This window comes from Comamonas composti DSM 21721 (assembly GCF_000429845.1).
In the GTDB taxonomy this organism is placed as follows: domain Bacteria; phylum Pseudomonadota; class Gammaproteobacteria; order Burkholderiales; family Burkholderiaceae_C; genus Comamonas; species Comamonas composti.
The window spans coordinates 78,329-95,629 of sequence record NZ_AUCQ01000003.1 but is presented as its reverse complement, the minus strand read 5'-3'; the positions used below and the strand labels follow the sequence as shown (position 1 = coordinate 95,629).

The following is a 17,301-nucleotide window of genomic DNA, read 5'->3' as shown; positions in this document are numbered from 1 at the left end:
AAGCCCATGACCCAGCCCACACCCCCGTCCATGACCCGCATGAACCCGCACCACCATGAACACGCCACGCCCTGCAGCACGCGCAGCGCCGGCGCCTTGTTTGCCGGGCATGCGCTGCTGCCCTCGGGCTGGGCGCGCAATGTGCTGCTGCGCTGGGATGAAAGCGGGCGCCTGCACGCCGTGCAAGCCGGGGCCGAGCCGCCCCAGGGCGTGGCGCACGCGCCCGGCCCCCTGCTGCCGGCCATGCCCAATCTGCACTCCCATGCGTTCCAGCGCGCGTTTGCGGGCCTGACCGAGTTTCGCGGCCAGGACCAGGACAGCTTCTGGAGCTGGCGCGACCTCATGTACCGCTTTGCGGCTCGCATCACACCCGAATCGCTGGAGGCTATTGCGACCTGGCTGTATGTGGAAATGCTCGAGGCCGGCTACGGCTCGGTCTGCGAATTCCACTACGTACACCATGACCGCAGCGGCCGCGCCTATGCCGACGATGCCGAGCTGTCCCTGGCCCTGCTGCGCGCTGCCCGGCGCACGGGCCTGGCCATGACGCTGCTGCCCGTGCTCTACCAGAGCAGCGGCTTCGGCCCCAGGCCGCCACGCTCCGACCAGGCACGCTTCATCCGCAGCACGGCCAGCATGCTATCGCTATTGGAGCGCCTGGCGCCCGCCTGCCAAGCGCAGCAGGCCGTTCTGGGCCTGGCCCCGCACTCGCTGCGTGCCGTGCCCGCCGACAGTCTTGCCGAGGCCGTGCAAGGCCTCACGGCCCTGGCCCCCGGCGCGCCCATCCACATCCACATCGCCGAGCAGACCCAGGAAGTCGAGGACTGCCTGGCCTTTTACGGCCAGCGCCCCGTGCAATGGCTGCTGGACCACCTGCCCGTGGACCGGCGCTGGTGCCTGGTCCACGCCACGCACATGGACGCACGCGAATACGCGGGCGCAGCCCACAGCGGCGCCGTGGCCGGCATCTGCCCCACGACCGAAGCCAACCTCGGCGACGGCATCTTCGACATGCGCCAATGGCTGGCCCATGGCGGCGCCTGGGGCCTGGGCTCGGACAGCCATGCCTGCGTGAACGCGGCCGAGGAGCTGCTGATGCTCGAATACAGCCAGCGCCTGTTCCTGCGCCAGCGCAACGTGCTGGCCACGACCGCCCAGCCCCAGGTCGGCACCGCCCTGTGGCTGGCCGCCGTGCAGGGCGGGGCCCAGGCCGCAGGCCGTTCCTGCGCAGGTCTTGCGCCAGGTCAGCAAGCCGATTTTCTGAGCCTGGATACTGAACACCCGGCCCTGAACGGCCTGCCCGTACAGGCCCTGGTATCGGCCCATGTGTTCGCCAGCCAGCGCACCAGCGCCGTGCACAGCCTCTGGGTGGACGGGGTGCTGCGCGTGCAGGCAGGTCGCCATGCACTGCACGACGTGGCGGCCCGCGACTTTGTCGCCGCGCGTGCGAAGATTGCCGAATTTTCCTGACCCCTGTCCAAACTCCTTGCCATGCACCAAGCCAACGGGAACCACGCCTGCCCCAGCTATCTGTTCCACCAGGGAAGTGCTCCGCTGCTGATCTCCATGCCCCACGTGGGCACGCATCTGCCGCCGGCGATTGCCGAGCGCCTGACCGCAGGCGCGCTCCAGGTGCCGGACACCGACTGGCACCTGGAGCGGCTTTACGCGTTTGCACGCGACATGGGGGCCTCCATCCTCATGGCCACGCATTCGCGCTATGTGGTGGACCTCAACCGTCCGCCCGATGGAGCCAGCCTCTACCCGGGCCAGAACGTGACCGGGCTGTGCCCCGTGGACATGTTCGATGAGCAGCCCCTGTATGCCGACAACGGCCACACGCCCAGCGATGCCGAGATCGCCAGACGCCGCCAGGCCTACTGGCAGCCCTATCACGACAGGCTGGGCTCCGAGCTCGCGCGCCTCAAGGCCGAATACGGCCGGGCCGTGCTGTGGGATGCCCACTCCATACGCTCGGTACTGCCGCGCTTCTTTGAAGGCAGGCTGCCCGACTTCAACCTGGGCACGGCCGACGGCAAAAGCTGCGACCCGGCCCTGGCCCAGCGCCTTCTGGAAATCGCAGGCCAGGCCCCGAACCACAGCAGCGTGCTCAACGGCAGATTCAAGGGCGGCTACATCACGCGCCACTACGGCCAGCCCGAGCAAGGCGTGCACGCAGTGCAGCTGGAACTGACCCAGTGCAGCTATATGCAGGAAGCCCTGCCCTTCGACTACCTGCCCGAACGCGCAGCGCAGATACAGCCCACGCTGAAGCGCTTGTTAGAGACGGTGCTGGAGTTTGGCCAAGCGGGCGGGCATGGATTGGCATCTGGCCTCACGCGCGGCGCGGCTCGGTGATTCCGCACGCCCGCCCTCGCACATCATCTTCGCGGACCTTGGGTGACTGCGGTTCAGAATCGATGGCGCAGGCCTATGGTGAGGCCGGCACGGTTGCGCACCAGGTCACCAGTTGCCGTCTTTTCGATATATGAGCCCGCACCACCGCTGATGCGGGTGTAGTCAACGCCCACATAGGCATCCGTGCGCTTGCTGAACGCATAGTCGGCAACCGCCACGATGAAGTTGGCCTGGTTGTTGAAAGCGCCTGAGGACGACCCGCTCTGTTTGACGTGGTAGTAATGCACTCCCATATTCAGCTGCGGTGTGACCTGGTAGCCCATGCCCAGCTGGAGCAGCTGACGCTTGTCAGCATCGCCCGGCTGGAAGCCGCCGTTGACTTCGGAGCCCCAGTAGGCGTTGATCAGGCGGGCATCTTCCGCCGCCAAGCGGTTCTGGCGCTTGTTCATCCCATAGCCGGTGCTGAAATACCAGGGGCCCGAGCGATAAGAGCCTCCCAGCGTGTAGGCGTCGAACTGCGTGCCTGCGGGCATCTTGGTGTTCATGTAGGCGCCGCCGATGGCCAGGCCTGAGCCGGCCGCATAGCGCAGATAGCCACCGGCCGTCTTCATGGCCAGGCCGCCCGTCAGCTCAACCTCGCTTCCTTTTCTGGCAACGGTGTTTCCTTCGTCGAAGGAGTATTGCAGCCCCGCGCGCCAGGGGCCCCGATGTGCTGCGTACTTGAGCATGTTGTTGGTGCGCGTGCCCATGGCAACGCCGATCTCGGGCTTGTAGACCTCCATGAAAGGGCCGGATGGAAAAGACGCATAGGTCGATGCCGCGACCTCCAGCAGCACATTGAATTGGCGGCCCATCGTGAGCTGGCCCCAATCCTCGCTGCGCATGCCTATCCAGGCCTGCTGGAAATAGTTCACGGCAGCCGTGTTGCCGGTATCCGTCAGAAAGCGATTTTCGAAATTCGCGATGGCCGACAGCCCTGCGCCCAGGTCCTCTGTGACGTTGATGCCCCAGCGGCTCTGGGACATGCCACCGCCGACCATCTGGGTCTTTCCATGGTTGCCGGTTACGCGTACGGCCGCATCCACGAGGCCATAGAGCTGTACGCTGCCTTGCGCCGCAGCCATGGATGCAGTTGTGCCCAGCAACATGGCTGCCATGGCTGTTTTCACGAATGAATCGGTCATTGTGTTGTCTCTCTTTTTTCAGTTGTTGGTAGAAGGTCCGGGCAATCCGCCAAGCCATGACGCCGGCGATGGCTTGGCCGCAGGAACGACAGTCCCTGCCCCACCGTGGCTCCTGGGGATTGCTGTGATGCGTTGAAAGCGGCTCTCGAAGACGTCCAGGAGCCCTTGCAATGGCGGCTGTGCAGCCTGCGCCGCGCGGAGCCGTTATGCGGCGCGGCCGGGGCCGGTCAAGCGCTCTGGTTCGCTGGCCACGCCGTCAGCAAACATCGCCTCGATGACGGTCTGCGCCATGCCGGCCCGGGCAAGCAGCGCACGCGTGTCCGCTCCACGGCGTACGGGCGCACGCAGTCGCGGCGTCAACAGCTCGCTGGATGTAAAGCCTATCCCCGGCACGCATACGCGCTTCGACTTTCCGGGGTGCTCTAGTTCGACATGGGGCCAGTCCTTGGCGGCCTCGGCTGCCGCCTGTGCGGGAAGCATGACAGCCGTTGCGGGAACGCCATGGCGGATCAGCAGCGCTTCCCAATCGGCGGCCGTGCGCCGGCTCAGCATTGCCGCCAGCAATTGGTGCGTGCGCGGTACATCGCCGAGCTCGGCAGCCTCGCGCAGCTCCAGCACAGGCGCGGCTTCCCCCGCTGCTGCTTGCAGTGCCGCAAGCAAGGCCTGCGATTGCTCCAGCGAGTTGCAGACAACGGCCAACTGGCCTTGTGCCGTCGCAAACGTGCCGGACAACGGATTGCCCGAGAAGGCCGTTGAGGCGCTGCGCGGCACCTCGATCCCGCTGATCAGCGGTGCAGCATAGGTCGGAGCCAGCAGCGTCAGGGCGGCGCCCATCATCGAGACCTGCAGCCATTCGCCTTTGGCACGGGTCTGCGCTGTCTGGCGCTCGCGGCGGTACAGGGCGCTCATCACGGCCAGGGCGGCCTGCTGGCCGACCGAATAGTCGATCAGCGGAAAGCCCACGCGCCGCGGCACGCCATCATCGCCGGCATTGGCGGCCATCAGGCCACTTGCCGCCTGCATGACATGGTCGTATGCGCGTCGGTCGGATGCAGGCCCGAAGCCCGTGATGGAGCAGACGACCAGCCGGGGATGGCGCTCGATCAGCTCCCGGGGATCAAACCCCAGGGCCGCGAGCTTGCCCGGCCGGAAGTTCTCCAGCAGGACATCGGCACTGCCGATCAGTGCGGCCAGCGCCTGTTTGGCGCGAGGATCGCGGGCATCGAGGGCCAGCGAGAGCTTGCCTGCTCCCTGTGCCACAAAGGCTTCTCCGAGCCCCAGGGCGGCCAGTTCGGGATCCGCGCCTTTGACGCGGATCATGTCATCTCCATCGGCTCGCTCTATGCGAATGACTTCGGCCCCCAGAAGACTTAATTGGTAGCCGGCGAATGGTCCGGCCAGTACATGCGTCCAGTCGATGACGCGCAGACCTGCGAGGGGCGCTTGTGCCTGTTGCATTGCATTACTCCGGTTTGACGCCACTGCTCTTCACGTAGGCCGCCCAGCGCCTGATTTCCTCTTGCACGAAGTGGCGGCTTTCCTCAAGGCCGAGCTCCAGCGGCTGCGTACCGCTGCTGGCGCGCAACTGCACCGCCTCCCGCGAATGCGAGGATTTGAGAATGGCGGCATGCAATCTCTCGATCACAGGCGCAGGCGTGCCGGCCGGCGCAAACACGGCCGTCCAGGCCGTGATTTCGAAGCCCGCAATGCCTTGCTCCAGAAGGCTTGGAACTTCCGGTGTCGCGGGATAGCGCTTGGAGGCGGCAACGGCGACCGGGCCAATCTTCTTGGCGTCCATGAAGGTCTTGGCCACCGAAGCATCCGAAAACGCAAAATCGATATGCCCGCCAGCGAGGTCCGCCAAAGACTGGGGGTTGGATTTGTAGGGGATGGTGGTGGCGTCGATGCCCGTCATCTTGTAGAAGATTTCGCAGCCGACCTGGGTCACGGCATTTCCGCTGCCGCACCTGAGCTGGCCGGGATGCGCCTTGCCATAGGCGAGCAGCTCGGGCAGGTTGCGCCATTTGGCATCGGTGGCGATGTACATGGAAACTGGGCTGGTGCCAATCCCTGCGACAACCTCGAACGAGCGGGGCTCATAACCGAGCTTGCCTGGAAAAAACGAGAAGTTCACCGCATTGGTGGTGGCCGAGCCGACCAGCAGCGTGTAGCCATCCGGCCTGGCGCGGGCGACGGCGGCAGAGCCCAGGGCGCCATTCGCTCCGGGCTTGTTCTCGACAATGACCGGGATCTTCAGGATATCGCCCATGTCCTTGGCCAGAACCCTTGCGCCGATGTCGGTGCCGCTGCCAGCAGCAAACGGCACGACCAGGGTAATCGGGCGTGATGGGTAGGACGCTTGCGCCCAGGCGGCGCTTGCCCCGCAGGCAAGCAAGACCCCGAACAAAATGGCTCTGCGCTTCATGGTAACGACCGTCTCCTGAATGTTTTTTGGATGCAGGGACGATAGGTTGCCGCCCCCGCTACAGCAAGCTACATTTCATGGCGACCTTTTCCACTTTGGAAAACCATGAATCTTGATGACCTGCACTTGGCCCTGGTGATCGCTCAGGAAGGAGGGCTCACCGGAGCATCCGCCCGCCTCGGCATGACGCCGGCAACCCTCAGCAAGGCCGTGACGAGGCTGGAGCGCGTGACCAAGGTCAGGCTCTTTGAGCGGCTGCCGCGTGGCATGCGCCCTACCGAGTTTGGCCATGCCTTTTTGAAACGCGCCCAGCGCATTGACCTGGACGCAAGCGACCTCTACGCGGAACTGCGCGATCTGCGCCAGACCCGTACCGGGGTGCTGCGCTGCGGCATCGGAGACGGAGTTCCCCACCGGTGGGTGCGCGCCATGACGCTGAGCCTGACAGAGCGCGGCGTCAGCCTCGACTTGTCTGGAGGCATGACAGACTCACTGACACGCGCCGTTGCGGCAGGAGAGCTGGAGTTTGCCTTGATCGGCCTGCGCCGCGCGCCGGAGCGCGCTCTGAGCTGGGAGGCCTTGATCGACGACCCCATGGTTCCGATCGCTCCGGCCAACCATCCCCTGGTGAAGACAGGAGGCGAGGCCGCCTGGGAGCACCTGGCCCAGGCCCGTTGGATCGCCATGGCACGCGGCACCTCAACGCGCACGGAGTTCGAAGCCAACTTCCAGGCGCATGGATTGGAGGTGCCGCAACCCGTGCTCACCTCGCGCTCGTCACAGCGCGAAGTCATGCTCATGCATGCCTTGGGTGCGCTGATGCTTGTGCCGCATTCGGTTTTGAGAGAGGGCCAGTTCAAGGAGCAGCTGACCACCGTCAAGCCAGAAGGCGGCTGGCAATCCTCGCGCCGACTGGGCATCGTCAGGCGCAACGGCGGCTATCTCAGCCCCGCCGCAGCACGGGCCATTGAAGCCTTGAAGGAGAGCTTGGGGGAGCACTGATCCCGCATCGACCATACGATCACGGTACTTGCCCGTCCATGACCCTCCCCCTGTTCGACCCCGCCCCCCAGCCACCCGAGCCTCTGGACGATGGCGCCATGCTGTTGCGCGGCTTTGCTGCCGGTCAGGAGCAATGGTGGGTGGCGGCCGTGCAGGCCGCGGTGGCGCAGGCGCCATTTCGCTGCATGCAGACGCCGCGCGGGGCCATGTCGGTGGCCATGAGCAATTGCGGGGACTGGGGCTGGGTCGCAAGTGCGGCCGGTTATGGCTATCGCCGGACCGATCCGCTGTCGGGCCAGCCTTGGCCGGTCATGCCGGATTTTTTGCGCGCCCAGGCCGTGCTGGCGGCCGAGACCGCAGGCTATGCAGGCTTTGCGCCCGATGCCTGCCTGATCAACCGCTATGCGGTGGGCGCAAAAATGGGCTTGCACCGCGACGAGGACGAGGCGGACCGGGGCGCGCCCATCGTCTCGGTTTCGCTGGGCCTGCCCTGCACTTTTCTATGGGGCGGGCTGCGCCGTCAGGATGCGGTGCGCCGCCTGCTCTTGCAGCATGGCGATGTACTGGTCTGGGGCGGGGCCACGCGCCTGGTCCATCACGGCGTGAATGCGCTGAAAAGCGGACAGCATCATCTGCTGGGCGCCGAGCGCTGGAATCTGACTTTCCGCATGGCCAGAGCCCGCTATCCGCGCGCCTGAAGCCGTGGCCCAAAGCCCCGCCCCGCAGGCTCAGTAGCTGGCCTGGGGCAGGTCGGTCTTGCTGAACACCAGGGAGACCCGGGCGGCATCTGGAATCGGTGGCAGACCCGCATTCCATTGCTGCCAGGCGCTGCGCAGCTCGGCCAGTTTCTTCGGTTCGCGCTCGCGCAGGTTGGCGCGCTCGCGCGGATCGGCGGCGAGGTTGAACAGGTATTCGATGCCTTCGATCTGCAGGTATTTCCAGTCGCCGCGCACCAGCGCTTTTTGCTCGCGGTGCTTCATGCGCCAGGCCAGGTCGCGTTCAGGGCTCCAGGCCGGGTCCTGCATCAGGGGCAGCAGGCTGATGCCGTCCAGCGGATAGTCGGCATGGGCCTGGACGCCTGCGGCCGCCAGAAAGCTGGCAGCCCAGTCCATGGTGAGATTGGGCGTGTCGCAGACCGTGCCGGCGGCCATGCGCGCGGGCCAGCGCGCGAGCAGGGGCACGCGTATGCCGCCTTCGAGCAGGTCCATCTTCTGGCCCACGAAGGGCCAGTTGTTGGAGAAGCGCTCGCCACCGTTGTCGCTGGTGAAGACGAGGAGCGTGTTCTGGCTCATGCCTTGCTCCTCCAGCGCGTCGAGCAGCCAGCCGATGCCTTCGTCCATGTGGTGGATCATGCGCTGGTAGGTGTCGATGGAGCCGCCGTCCACATGCTTGCCCATGCCCTTGAGGCGTTCGGATTCGGCACGGTCTTGGCGCGTGAGCCAGGGCCAGTGCGGCGCGCTGTAGTGCAGCGACAGGAAGAACGGCCGCTGCGCCGACTGGCTCCTGACGAAGTCCACGGCGCGGCGACTCAGCAGATCGGTCAGGTAGCCGTCTTCCGCGTGCGGCTCTTCGTTGATCCAGAAGTCGGGCCGCCCGCGCGGGTCGCAGTGGGCAAAGTAGTCGGCGCCGCCCGCATGAAAGCCGTAGAACTCCTGGTAGCCGGACTGTCGCGGACCGAAATGGGGCGGATAGCCCAGATGCCATTTGCCGACCAGGGCCGTGGCATAGCCCGCATCGCGCAGCAGCGAGGCCACGGTGGGATGCTCGGGCGGCAGGCCCAGCACCTTGTCTCCATGGGCGCTGGCAATCGGCTCCTCGGCCGCGCCGCGCAGCCGGTATTGCCAGCGGCCCGTGGCCAGCGCAAAGCGCGTGGGCGAGCACACGGCCGAATTCGAATAGCCGCGCGTGAAGCGCATGCCCTGGGCGGCCAGGGCATCCAGCCGGGGCGAGACATCGCAGGCGTTGTTGTGCGCATCGCGCGCGCCGGTGCAGCCCAGGTCCGCATAGCCGAGGTCGTCGGCCAGGATGAAGATCAGATTCGGGCGCTCAGAGCTCCTGGAGGAATCCGCAGAATATGCAGAAACAGGAGCTGATAGCGCTTGCTGCATATAGGTTTTAATGTGTTTTCTTTGCATAAACCAATAGGGTCAAGCGCTTGCAGCTATTGAAATCGATGCAGCACTGTGCCGGATGCGGCCTCAGGGGCTGACCTTGAAGCCCGAGCGCTGAATCACCGGCGCCCACTGCGCGCGGTAGGCCTTGAGCGTGCGCGCCGTGTCCTCGGCGCTGCTGACCACGGGCTGAAGCCTGGAGGCGATGAACTTCTGCTGCGTATCCGGGTCCTGCATGACTTCCTGCACCAGCTCGGCCAGGCGCTGCACGGTCGCAGGTGCCATGCTTTGCGGCGCAAACAAGGTGTTCCAGCCGGTGCCGACCAGGTTCACGCCCAGTTCCCTGAGCGTGGGAATATCGGGCGCCATGGGGCTGCGCTGCCCGCCCGAGACGGCCAGCACGCGCAGCTTGCCGGCCTCGTGCTGCGCAAGCTGCGTGTCCAGGGTGTCCACGGCAAGAGGCACCTGGCCCCCCATGAGGTCGGTGAGCAACTGCCCCGAGCCCTTGTAGCCCACGACCTGGACCGGAACCCTGGCCGCCTCGCCCAGCATCAGCGCAAAAAAGTGCGGCAGGCTGCCCGTGGCCGGCACACCGAAGTTCGCCTGCTCCGGGTTGGCCTTGAGCCAGGCGAACAAATGCGACAACTGCCTGACGGGCACGGCGTCGGAGACGGCCAGGCCGAACTCGTAGCGGTTGACCTCGCTCACGGGCGCAAAGTCCTTGTCGGGGTCGTAGCCCGAATCCGGAAACACCAGCGGCGCGACCACCATGACAGCGGGATTGGCCATCAGCAGCGTGGGCTGGCCCGCAGCGGCATGCTTCACGAACTGCGCCGACAGACGGCCGCCGGCGCCGGGCTTGTTCTCCACGATGACGGGGCTGCCCATCCTGGCCTGCAGCTTGTCAGCCACGATGCGGGCCACGCGGTCCGTGGCGCCGCCGGGCGGGTAGCCGACCACGATGCGCAAGGCCGTCTTGCCGGGAAACAGCGGCGCAGCACTGGGTGCCTGCGTCTGGGCCAGACCCGTGCCGAGCAGACCGGCCGCAAGCCCGGCGGCAGCGAGCAGTCTGCCCAGGATTCTTTTCTTCATGCTGCCTCCCATGATGGTTGTGGCAGCGACTGTAAGCACAGTCCTGATAATGGATCTAATCCATCATCCCTAGAGAAAACCCAGAGCCATGCCCCAGAGCCGTAGCCATCCGTGGCGCCAGCCATGCGAGCTCAACGACTTGTTCCTCTACCAGTTGGCCCGCCTCGTGCGATCCACGGGCAGCATGGTCGTGCGCCTGTGCGAAGGCGGCTTCGGCATCACGCGGCGCGAATGGCTGATGCTGGCCCTGCTGGCCGACAAGGGGGCCATGCAGCCCTCGCAGCTCGCCGATCTGGCGCAGTTGGACCGCACGCGCACCTCGCGCACCATCTCCGCGCTGCGTGCCAAGGGCCTGGTGCAAAAACAGGGCATTGCAGGCGACCGGCGCCAGGCCTTGCTGAGCCTGACCGCAGAAGGCCGGGCCTTGCATGCGGCCCTGTTCCCGCAGATACAGCGCATCAACCAGGAACTGCTGGGCGATGTCAGCGATGCCGAGCTGGAGCTGCTGTCCCAGCTGTTCGCACGCATACGCGAACGAGGCCGGGCCATGCAGCAGCAAGGCGACTTTCCCAAGGCCGAGCGCCGCCGCGGCCGCATGCCGCTCAGAGATGGACGGCTCAAGGGCATGCCGCACAGCGAGGGCGGCGCCTGAGTCCCCAGGCCGCGCTCACTGCGCCACAGGCATCTCATCGCCCAGCCAGCGCCTGGGGCCCGGCCCGTTCTGGGCGCAGAGGTCGCCGGGGTTGGCGAACATGCAGGTCTTCATCGACAGGCAGCCGCAGCCTATGCACTGGTTGAGGCCGTGGCGCAGGCGCTGCAGCTCGGCAATGCGCTCATCCAGCCGTTTTTGCCACAGGCGCGACATCTTCTGCCAGTCCCCGCCCGTGGGCACATGGCGGTTGGGCAGGCTGGACAGCTGCCCGGCAATTTCCTCCAGCGTAAAGCCCACGCGCTGGGCAAACACAATGAAGGCAATGCGCCGCAAACAAGAGCGGTGGTAGCGCCGGTGGCCGCTGCTGCTGCGCACGGCCTCGATCAAGCCCAGTGACTCGTAAAAACGCAGGGCCGAAGCCTTGACGCCGCTGCGCTGGGCGACTTCGCCAATGGCGATCAAAGGATCATCCTCAATTTTCATAGCGGTATTCCTTTGCTGGTTTGACTTAAAGTTTACTTGAACTTGAAGAATTCGCGCAGGTGTTTGCCGCAGTGCTGCGGTGGCCAAGGATTTCTTCGAGGAGTTTGAGATGAGGGTTTTGCACGTGCCGCTCAGGCACACCATGCTGGCAGCGGCGCTGGCCGCTGCAGCGCTATTGGCAGGATGTGGACGTCAGGGAGTGGAGCAGGCCCATGCGGCCGCTGCTGCGCCAGCCGCGCCCGAGGTCTTGGTGGCCCAGGTCACCGCCAGCCACACACGTGTGTGGGATGCCTTCAACGGCCGTGTAGAAGCGGTGCAGGCCGTGCAGCTGCGCCCGCGCGTCTCGGGCTATATCGAACGCGTGGCCTTCAGCGAAGGCCAGGAAGTGGGCAAGGGCCAGCTGCTGTTCGTCATCGACCAGCGCCCCTATCGCGCGGCCCTGGCCAGCGCACAGGCACAGCTGGAACGCGCCCGTGCGGCCGCCGGCCTGGCACGCAACCAGGACGAGCGCGCACGCTCGCTGGTGGCCGGCCATGCCATCTCGCGCGAAGAGGCCGAGACCCGCGCGGCCGAGCTGGCCCAGGCAGCGGCCCAAGTGCGCACGGCCGAGGCGGCTTTGGAGACGGCGCGGTTGAATCTGGAGTTCACCGAGGTCCGTGCCCCGGTCGCCGGGCGTGCGGGCCGGGCTTTATTGACTGCAGGCAATATGGCCCAGGCCGACCAGAGCCTGCTGACCAGCCTGGTCTCGCAAGACCCGGTCTATGTGTACTTCGATGTCGATGAGCACAGCTATCTGCGCTATCAAAAGCTAAGCCACGAAAGCCGCAAGCGTGATGCGGTGCGTGCCGTGCGCGTGGGCCTGGCCGGAGAGGACGGCTTTGCGCATGAGGGCGTGCTGGACTTCACCGACAACCAGCTCAACGCCGACACCGGCAGCATGCGCCTGCGTGCCCGCCTGGCCAATCCCGAGCGCCGGCTGACACCGGGTCTTTTTGCGCGCGTGCAGCTGCAGGGCAGTGCAGGCCAGGAGGAGCTGCTGCTGATTGACGACAAGGCCGTGCTCACCGACCAGAGCCGCCAATACGCCTATGTGGTCGAGGCGGTGGAGGGCAAGGGCCATGTGGCCCAGCGGCGCGAGCTGAAGCTGGGCCGCATGGTGGACGGCAAGCGCGTGGTGGAGCAAGGCCTGAACGCGGGCGAGCAACTGGTGGTGGGCGGCCTGCAACGTATTTACTACCCCGGCATGGCGGTCAGCCCCAAGGCCGTGGCGCCTGCGGCCCCACAAGGCCAGTCTGAGCCCTCGGCAGCAGCCCAGGTTCAGGCACAGGCCCAGTGAAGCGGAGCAAAGCGATGGATTTCTCCAAATTTTTCATAGACCGGCCGATCTTTGCGATCGTGCTGTCCATCATCTTGTTCTCCGTGGGCCTGGTGGCGATTCCGCAACTGCCCGTGGGTGAGTATCCCGAGGTCGTTCCACCCAGTGTGGTGGTGCGCGCCACCTACCCCGGCGCCAATCCCAAGGATGTGGCCGAGTCGGTGGCCGTGCCGCTGGAAGAGGCCATCAACGGCGTGGAAGGGCTGATGTACATGAAGTCCGTGGCCGCAGCCGATGGCAGCTTGCAGGTGGTGGCCACCTTCCGCCCCGGCGTGGACCCGGACACCGCCGCCGTGCGCGTGCAAAACCGTGTGAGCCAGGCGCAAAGCCGCTTGCCCGAGGAAGTGCGCCAGTACGGTGTGACCACGCAAAAGCAGTCGTCCACACCGCTGATGTTTGTGGGCCTGACCTCCAAGGACGGCAAGCACGACGCCCTGTACCTGCGCAACTATGTGACGCTCAAGGTCAAAGACCAGCTGGCCCGCATTCCCGGCATTGGCGATGTGGGCGTGTATGGCGCGGGCGACTACGCCATGCGCGTCTGGCTGGACCCGCACAAGGTGGCGGCACGCCAGCTTTCTGCTTCCGAGGTGATTGCCGCCATTCGCGAGCAGAACATCCAGGTCTCGGCCGGCCAACTGGGGGCCGAGCCCAATCCCCAGGGGGCGGACAAGCTGCAGTCCATCCATGTGCGCGGCCGTTTGAAGACGCCCGAGGAGTTTGGCGACATCGTGCTCAAAAGCGGTGCCGACGGCCAGGTGGTGCGCCTGGCCGATGTGGCGCGTGTGGAGCTGGGCGCCAGCGACTACACGCTGCGCTCCTGGAGCGATGACAAAAACATGGTGGCCCTGGGCATTTACCTCTCGCCCGGTGCCAATGCCCTGGCCGTGGCCGAGCAGGTGTATGCAGCCATGGAGCGCTTCTCGGCCGACCTGCCCGAGGGCGTGGTCTTCGAGTCGGTCTGGGACCCCACGGTGTTTGTGCGCGACTCCATCAAGGCCGTGCAGACCACGCTGATCGAGGCCGTGATTCTGGTGGTGCTGGTGGTCATCGTCTTTCTGCAGACCTGGCGCGCCTCCATCATTCCGCTGCTGGCCGTGCCGGTGTCCATCATCGGCACCTTTGCGGGGCTGTATCTGCTGGATTACTCCATCAACACCCTCACGCTGTTCGGCATGGTGCTGGCCATAGGCATTGTGGTGGACGACGCCATCGTGGTGGTGGAGAACGTGGAGCGCTTCATCGCCGCCGGCCACACCCCGCGCGAGGCCGCCCACCTGGCCATGCGCGAGGTATCGGGCCCCATCATTGCCATCGGCCTGGTGCTGTGCGCGGTCTTTGTGCCCATGGCGTTCCTGAGCGGTGTCACCGGGCAGTTCTACAAGCAGTTCGCGGTGACGATTGCGATCTCCACCGTGATCTCCACCATCAACTCGCTGACGCTGTCGCCGGCCCTGGCCGCCAAGCTGCTGCAGCCCCATGGTGCCCCCCGCGATGCGCTGGCGCGTGGCCTGGACAAGGCCCTGGGCTGGTTCTTCCGCCCCTTCAACCGCTTTTTTGACCGCAGTGCCCAGGGCTACCAGACCACGGTAGGCCGTTCGCTGCGCCGGCGCGGCCTGGTGTTTGTGGTCTATGCAGGCCTGCTGGCCGGCACGGCGCTGCTGTTCCAGGCCGTGCCCGGGGGCTTTATTCCGCTGCAGGACAAGCTCTATCTCTTCGGCGGCGCCAAGCTGCCCGAGGGTGCTTCGCTGGCCCGCACCGATGCGGTCACGCGCCAGATGGTGGAGGCCGCCAAGAGTGTCGAGGGCGTGGACAAGATCGCGGCATTCGCGGGCTTCAATGCCCTGCAGGCCACGACCACGTCCAACCTCACCAGCTCCTACATCATGCTCAAGCCCTTTGGCGAGCGCACGCGCAGCGCCCAGGACATCAATGCCGAGCTCTCGGCCAAGTTTGCGCAGATCGAGGGTGGCTTTGCCTATGCGCTGATGCCGCCGCCCATACAGGGCCTGGGCAATGGTTCGGGCTATTCGCTGTTCCTGCAGGACAAGGCCGGCCTGGGCTATGCCGCCCTGCAGCAGGCACTCTCGGCCTTCCAGGCCGAGGTGGCCAAGACGCCGGGCATGACTTACCCGGTCAGCAGCTACCAGTCCAATATCCCGCAGCTGGAAGTCAAGGTGGACCGCACCAAGGCCAAGGCCCAGGGCGTGGCCTTGACCGATCTGTTCCAGACGCTGCAGGCCTATCTGGGCTCGGTCTATGTCAATGACTTCAATGCCTTCGGCCGCGTCTGGCGCGTGATGCTGCAGGCCGATGCCGACTACCGCCAGACCGTGGAAGACATTGCCCAGCTGCGCACGCGCAATGCCAGGGGCGAGATGGTGGCCATCGGCTCCATGGTCACCGTGGAGCCCAGCTTTGGCCCCGACCCCGTGCTGCGCTACAACGGCTTTGCGGCCGCCGACTTGATCGGTGACTCCGATCCGCGTCTGCTGTCCTCGGCCGAGGTGCTGACCCGGCTGCAGGAGATTGCCGACCGCACGCTGCCGCGCGGCATCGAGCTGGCCTGGACCGATCTGAGCTACCAGCAGGTGGAGCAGAGCAATGCCGCGGCTGTGGTCTTTGTGATCGCCGTGATGCTGGTGTTTCTGGTGCTGGCTGCGCTGTACGAGAGCTGGACGCTGCCGCTGGCCGTGATCCTCATCGTGCCGGTGTGTATCTGCGCGGCGCTGTTCGGCGTCTGGCTGGCCGGGGGGGACAACAACGTCTTCGTCCAGGTGGGCCTGGTGGTGCTGATGGGCCTGGCCTGCAAGAACGCGATCTTGATCGTGGAATTTGCCCGCGAGCTGGAGATGCAGGGCACGGACATGGTCACCGCCGCCTTGCATGCCTGCCGCCTGCGGCTGCGTCCCATTGTCATGACCTCCATCGCCTTTATTGCCGGCGCCGTGCCGCTGCTGATGGGCAGCGGCGCTGGCAGCGAGGTGCGAGCCGCCACGGGCGTGACGGTGTTCTCCGGCATGTTGGGTGTGACCTTGTTCGGCCTGTTCCTCACGCCGGTGTTTTATGTGGCGCTGCGCAAGCTGTCGGGCCGTCCACTCGTGGTCCACAAGGCAGCTGTGCCCGCTGTTGTTTCGGAGGTCCAGCATGGCTGAGATACGTCGACTTCTTTCCCGCCATGCCGTGAGCATGGCCTGTGCCAGCCTGATCGCGGGCTGCGCCGTGGGCCCGGATTTCCAGGCTCCGGCATTGCCGGAGACCGGTGCGCATTTTGTGCGCGATGCGTCGCAGCCAGAGCTTCGCCATGCCGTTGCAGACCCGGCTTTCTGGCGCCAGTTTCACGATGCTGAACTGACGCGGCTGGTGGAGCAGGCCTTGCAGGCCAACCAGGATCTGCGCCAGGCCATGGCCCGGCTGGATGGCGCCCAGGCCTTGCTGCGCCAGGCACGTTTTGACCAGATCCCCACGCTGACCGCATCGGCGGCGGGGACGCAGCAAAAGCGCAGCGAAAGCGAGGTCGGGCCTTCTGGGGCCAGTGGGCCGCGCAGCCAGCGCAGCTACAGCGCAGGCTTGCAGGCCAGTTGGGAGATCGATGTCTTTGGCCGCGTGCGCCGCAATATCGAGGCCCATGGTGCCGATCTGCAAGCCGAAGCGGCAGACCTGGCAGCACTGCAGCTGGCGATTGCCGCCCAGGTCACGGCCAGCTATGCGGATCTGCGTGGCTGGCAGCAAAGGCTGGCACTGGCCCATGCGAATGCGGACAGCCAGGAGCAGACCCTGCAACTGGTGCAGCTGCGGCTGGCGCTGGGGCGTGACACCCATCTCGATCTGGCGCGGACACAGGCCCTGCTGGAGGCCACACGCGCGCGCATTCCCGCGCTGCAGGCCCAGATCGCCGTGGCCCAGCACCGCTTGGCCGTGCTCACGGGCCAGCAGCCCGGTGCCCTGGTGGCACAGCTGGATATGGCGGCTCCCTTGCCCGCGCTGCCGGCCGTGATCGATGCCGGCACACCGGCCGATCTGCTGCGCCGCCGCCCCGATGTGGCCGCAGCCGAAGCCAGGCTGCATGCGGCCACGGCGCGCATAGGCGTGGCCACGGCCGATTTGTTCCCGCGCCTGTCCCTGGGCGGGCTGCTGGGCAGCACGGCCCTGGGCAGTGGCAGCCTGTTCGAAGGCGCCAGCGCCACCAGCCGTGTGTTCCTGGGTGTGGACTGGTCGTTTCTGGATGTGGGCCGGGTGCGGGCCCGCATTGCTGCCAGCGAGGCCGGTGGCGCGGCCGCGCTGGCCGGCTACCAGCAGACCGTTCTGCTGGCGCTGGAAGACACGGAAAACGCCCTGGTGCGCCTGCAGCGCACGCGTGAGGAAGACCAGCATCTGGCCCAGGCTGCGGCGCAGCGCGAACTGGCCGAGCAACTGGCCCAGCGCCGCTACCAGGCCGGCACCATCGGTTTGTATGAGTTGCTGGATGCCCAGCGCGACCTGTATGCGGCCCAGGATGCAGCCGCCGACAGCCGCACGCGTGGCCTGCGTGCGGCCGTGGGCCTGTACCAGGCACTGGCGGGAGGGTGGCAGCCGCAGCAGGTATCGACGGCGGCAGCGGTGGCCAGCAGCAAGTAGCC

General features: G+C 66.2%; 14 protein-coding genes. 8 read left to right on the top strand and 6 right to left on the bottom strand.

The features are described from left to right. Positions 1-39 precede the first annotated feature (39 nt). Together G486_RS0103740 and hutG are read left to right on the top strand one after the other, a co-directional pair. The gene (locus G486_RS0103740; RefSeq protein ID WP_051303145.1) at positions 40-1,470 is read left to right on the top strand and encodes a formimidoylglutamate deiminase; all 1,431 of its coding nucleotides are present in this window, start codon (positions 40-42) and stop codon (positions 1,468-1,470) included. Between the two features lie 21 nt (positions 1,471-1,491). Next, a complete protein-coding gene (hutG, locus tag G486_RS21475) occupies positions 1,492-2,358 on the top strand; it encodes an N-formylglutamate deformylase (protein WP_051303101.1) in 867 nt (288 codons plus the stop codon). Between the two features lie 53 nt (positions 2,359-2,411). Here the strand turns inward: hutG and G486_RS0103730 are convergent, their stop codons facing one another. The 3 genes from G486_RS0103730 to G486_RS0103720 all read right to left on the bottom strand — a co-directional run bounded on the left by G486_RS0103730 (position 2,412) and on the right by G486_RS0103720 (position 5,967). Further along, positions 2,412-3,542: a porin gene (locus tag G486_RS0103730; RefSeq protein WP_027014321.1), complete on the bottom strand. Its 1,131-nt coding sequence runs from the start codon at positions 3,540-3,542 to the stop codon at positions 2,412-2,414. A gap of 204 nt (positions 3,543-3,746) precedes the next feature. Continuing rightward, complete coding sequence (locus tag G486_RS0103725; RefSeq protein ID WP_027014320.1) at positions 3,747-5,000, bottom strand: CaiB/BaiF CoA transferase family protein; 1,254 nt, start codon at positions 4,998-5,000, stop codon at positions 3,747-3,749. A gap of 4 nt (positions 5,001-5,004) precedes the next feature. Then, positions 5,005-5,967, bottom strand: a complete 963-nt coding sequence (locus tag G486_RS0103720) for a Bug family tripartite tricarboxylate transporter substrate binding protein (protein WP_027014319.1) — start codon at positions 5,965-5,967, stop codon at positions 5,005-5,007. A gap of 105 nt (positions 5,968-6,072) precedes the next feature. Here G486_RS0103720 and G486_RS0103715 point away from each other — a divergent pair, with 105 nt between their 5' ends. Further along, a complete protein-coding gene (locus tag G486_RS0103715) occupies positions 6,073-6,969 on the top strand; it encodes a LysR family transcriptional regulator (RefSeq protein WP_027014318.1) in 897 nt (298 codons plus the stop codon). Between the two features lie 38 nt (positions 6,970-7,007). After that, positions 7,008-7,667 (top strand): DNA oxidative demethylase AlkB, encoded by a 660-nt coding sequence (gene alkB / locus G486_RS0103710; protein ID WP_027014317.1) that lies wholly within the window; start codon positions 7,008-7,010, stop codon positions 7,665-7,667. Positions 7,668-7,697: 30 nt separating this feature from the next. On the opposite strand, the gene G486_RS0103705 is transcribed toward alkB, so the two are convergent. Both G486_RS0103705 and G486_RS0103700 read right to left on the bottom strand, forming a co-directional pair. Beyond that, the gene (locus G486_RS0103705) at positions 7,698-9,077 is read right to left on the bottom strand and encodes a sulfatase family protein (RefSeq protein WP_051303099.1); all 1,380 of its coding nucleotides are present in this window, start codon (positions 9,075-9,077) and stop codon (positions 7,698-7,700) included. Positions 9,078-9,167: 90 nt separating this feature from the next. Continuing rightward, positions 9,168-10,172: a Bug family tripartite tricarboxylate transporter substrate binding protein gene (locus G486_RS0103700; protein ID WP_027014315.1), complete on the bottom strand. Its 1,005-nt coding sequence runs from the start codon at positions 10,170-10,172 to the stop codon at positions 9,168-9,170. 88 nt (positions 10,173-10,260) lie between these two features. Between G486_RS0103700 and G486_RS21470 the strand changes: the two genes are divergently transcribed. Beyond that, positions 10,261-10,824: a MarR family winged helix-turn-helix transcriptional regulator gene (locus tag G486_RS21470; RefSeq protein ID WP_051303097.1), complete on the top strand. Its 564-nt coding sequence runs from the start codon at positions 10,261-10,263 to the stop codon at positions 10,822-10,824. 15 nt (positions 10,825-10,839) lie between these two features. Here the strand turns inward: G486_RS21470 and soxR are convergent, their stop codons facing one another. Continuing rightward, on the bottom strand, positions 10,840-11,307 hold the full coding sequence (soxR, locus tag G486_RS0103690) for a redox-sensitive transcriptional activator SoxR (RefSeq protein WP_027014314.1): 468 nt from the start codon (positions 11,305-11,307) through the stop codon (positions 10,840-10,842). Between the two features lie 109 nt (positions 11,308-11,416). On the opposite strand from soxR, the gene G486_RS0103685 reads away from it, so the two are divergent. From G486_RS0103685 to G486_RS21465, 3 genes are read left to right on the top strand one after another with little or no spacing between them, the layout of a single operon-like run. Beyond that, a complete protein-coding gene (locus G486_RS0103685; RefSeq protein ID WP_027014313.1) occupies positions 11,417-12,643 on the top strand; it encodes an efflux RND transporter periplasmic adaptor subunit in 1,227 nt (408 codons plus the stop codon). 14 nt (positions 12,644-12,657) lie between these two features. After that, positions 12,658-15,837, top strand: coding sequence for an efflux RND transporter permease subunit (locus G486_RS0103680; RefSeq protein ID WP_027014312.1), 3,180 nt, complete (start codon positions 12,658-12,660; stop codon positions 15,835-15,837). Continuing rightward, entirely contained in the window at positions 15,830-17,299 is a 1,470-nt protein-coding gene (locus G486_RS21465; RefSeq protein WP_051303095.1) for an efflux transporter outer membrane subunit, read from the top strand. Before G486_RS0103680 ends, G486_RS21465 begins: the two co-directional genes overlap by 8 nt. Positions 17,300-17,301: the final 2 nt, after the last annotated feature.

What these genes read in the sequence shown, in the direction of transcription:
- G486_RS0103740 (WP_051303145.1), top strand. Translation starts at nt 40, where the DNA reads ATGAACCCGCACCACCATGAACACGCCACGCCCTGCAGCACGCGCAGC.
- hutG (WP_051303101.1), top strand. Translation starts at nt 1,492, where the DNA reads ATGCACCAAGCCAACGGGAACCACGCCTGCCCCAGCTATCTGTTCCAC.
- G486_RS0103730 (WP_027014321.1), bottom strand. Translation starts at nt 3,542, where the DNA reads ATGACCGATTCATTCGTGAAAACAGCCATGGCAGCCATGTTGCTGGGC.
- G486_RS0103725 (WP_027014320.1), bottom strand. Translation starts at nt 5,000, where the DNA reads ATGCAACAGGCACAAGCGCCCCTCGCAGGTCTGCGCGTCATCGACTGG.
- G486_RS0103720 (WP_027014319.1), bottom strand. Translation starts at nt 5,967, where the DNA reads ATGAAGCGCAGAGCCATTTTGTTCGGGGTCTTGCTTGCCTGCGGGGCA.
- G486_RS0103715 (WP_027014318.1), top strand. Translation starts at nt 6,073, where the DNA reads ATGAATCTTGATGACCTGCACTTGGCCCTGGTGATCGCTCAGGAAGGA.
- alkB (WP_027014317.1), top strand. Translation starts at nt 7,008, where the DNA reads ATGACCCTCCCCCTGTTCGACCCCGCCCCCCAGCCACCCGAGCCTCTG.
- G486_RS0103705 (WP_051303099.1), bottom strand. Translation starts at nt 9,077, where the DNA reads ATGCAGCAAGCGCTATCAGCTCCTGTTTCTGCATATTCTGCGGATTCC.
- G486_RS0103700 (WP_027014315.1), bottom strand. Translation starts at nt 10,172, where the DNA reads ATGAAGAAAAGAATCCTGGGCAGACTGCTCGCTGCCGCCGGGCTTGCG.
- G486_RS21470 (WP_051303097.1), top strand. Translation starts at nt 10,261, where the DNA reads ATGCCCCAGAGCCGTAGCCATCCGTGGCGCCAGCCATGCGAGCTCAAC.
- soxR (WP_027014314.1), bottom strand. Translation starts at nt 11,307, where the DNA reads ATGAAAATTGAGGATGATCCTTTGATCGCCATTGGCGAAGTCGCCCAG.
- G486_RS0103685 (WP_027014313.1), top strand. Translation starts at nt 11,417, where the DNA reads ATGAGGGTTTTGCACGTGCCGCTCAGGCACACCATGCTGGCAGCGGCG.
- G486_RS0103680 (WP_027014312.1), top strand. Translation starts at nt 12,658, where the DNA reads ATGGATTTCTCCAAATTTTTCATAGACCGGCCGATCTTTGCGATCGTG.
- G486_RS21465 (WP_051303095.1), top strand. Translation starts at nt 15,830, where the DNA reads ATGGCTGAGATACGTCGACTTCTTTCCCGCCATGCCGTGAGCATGGCC.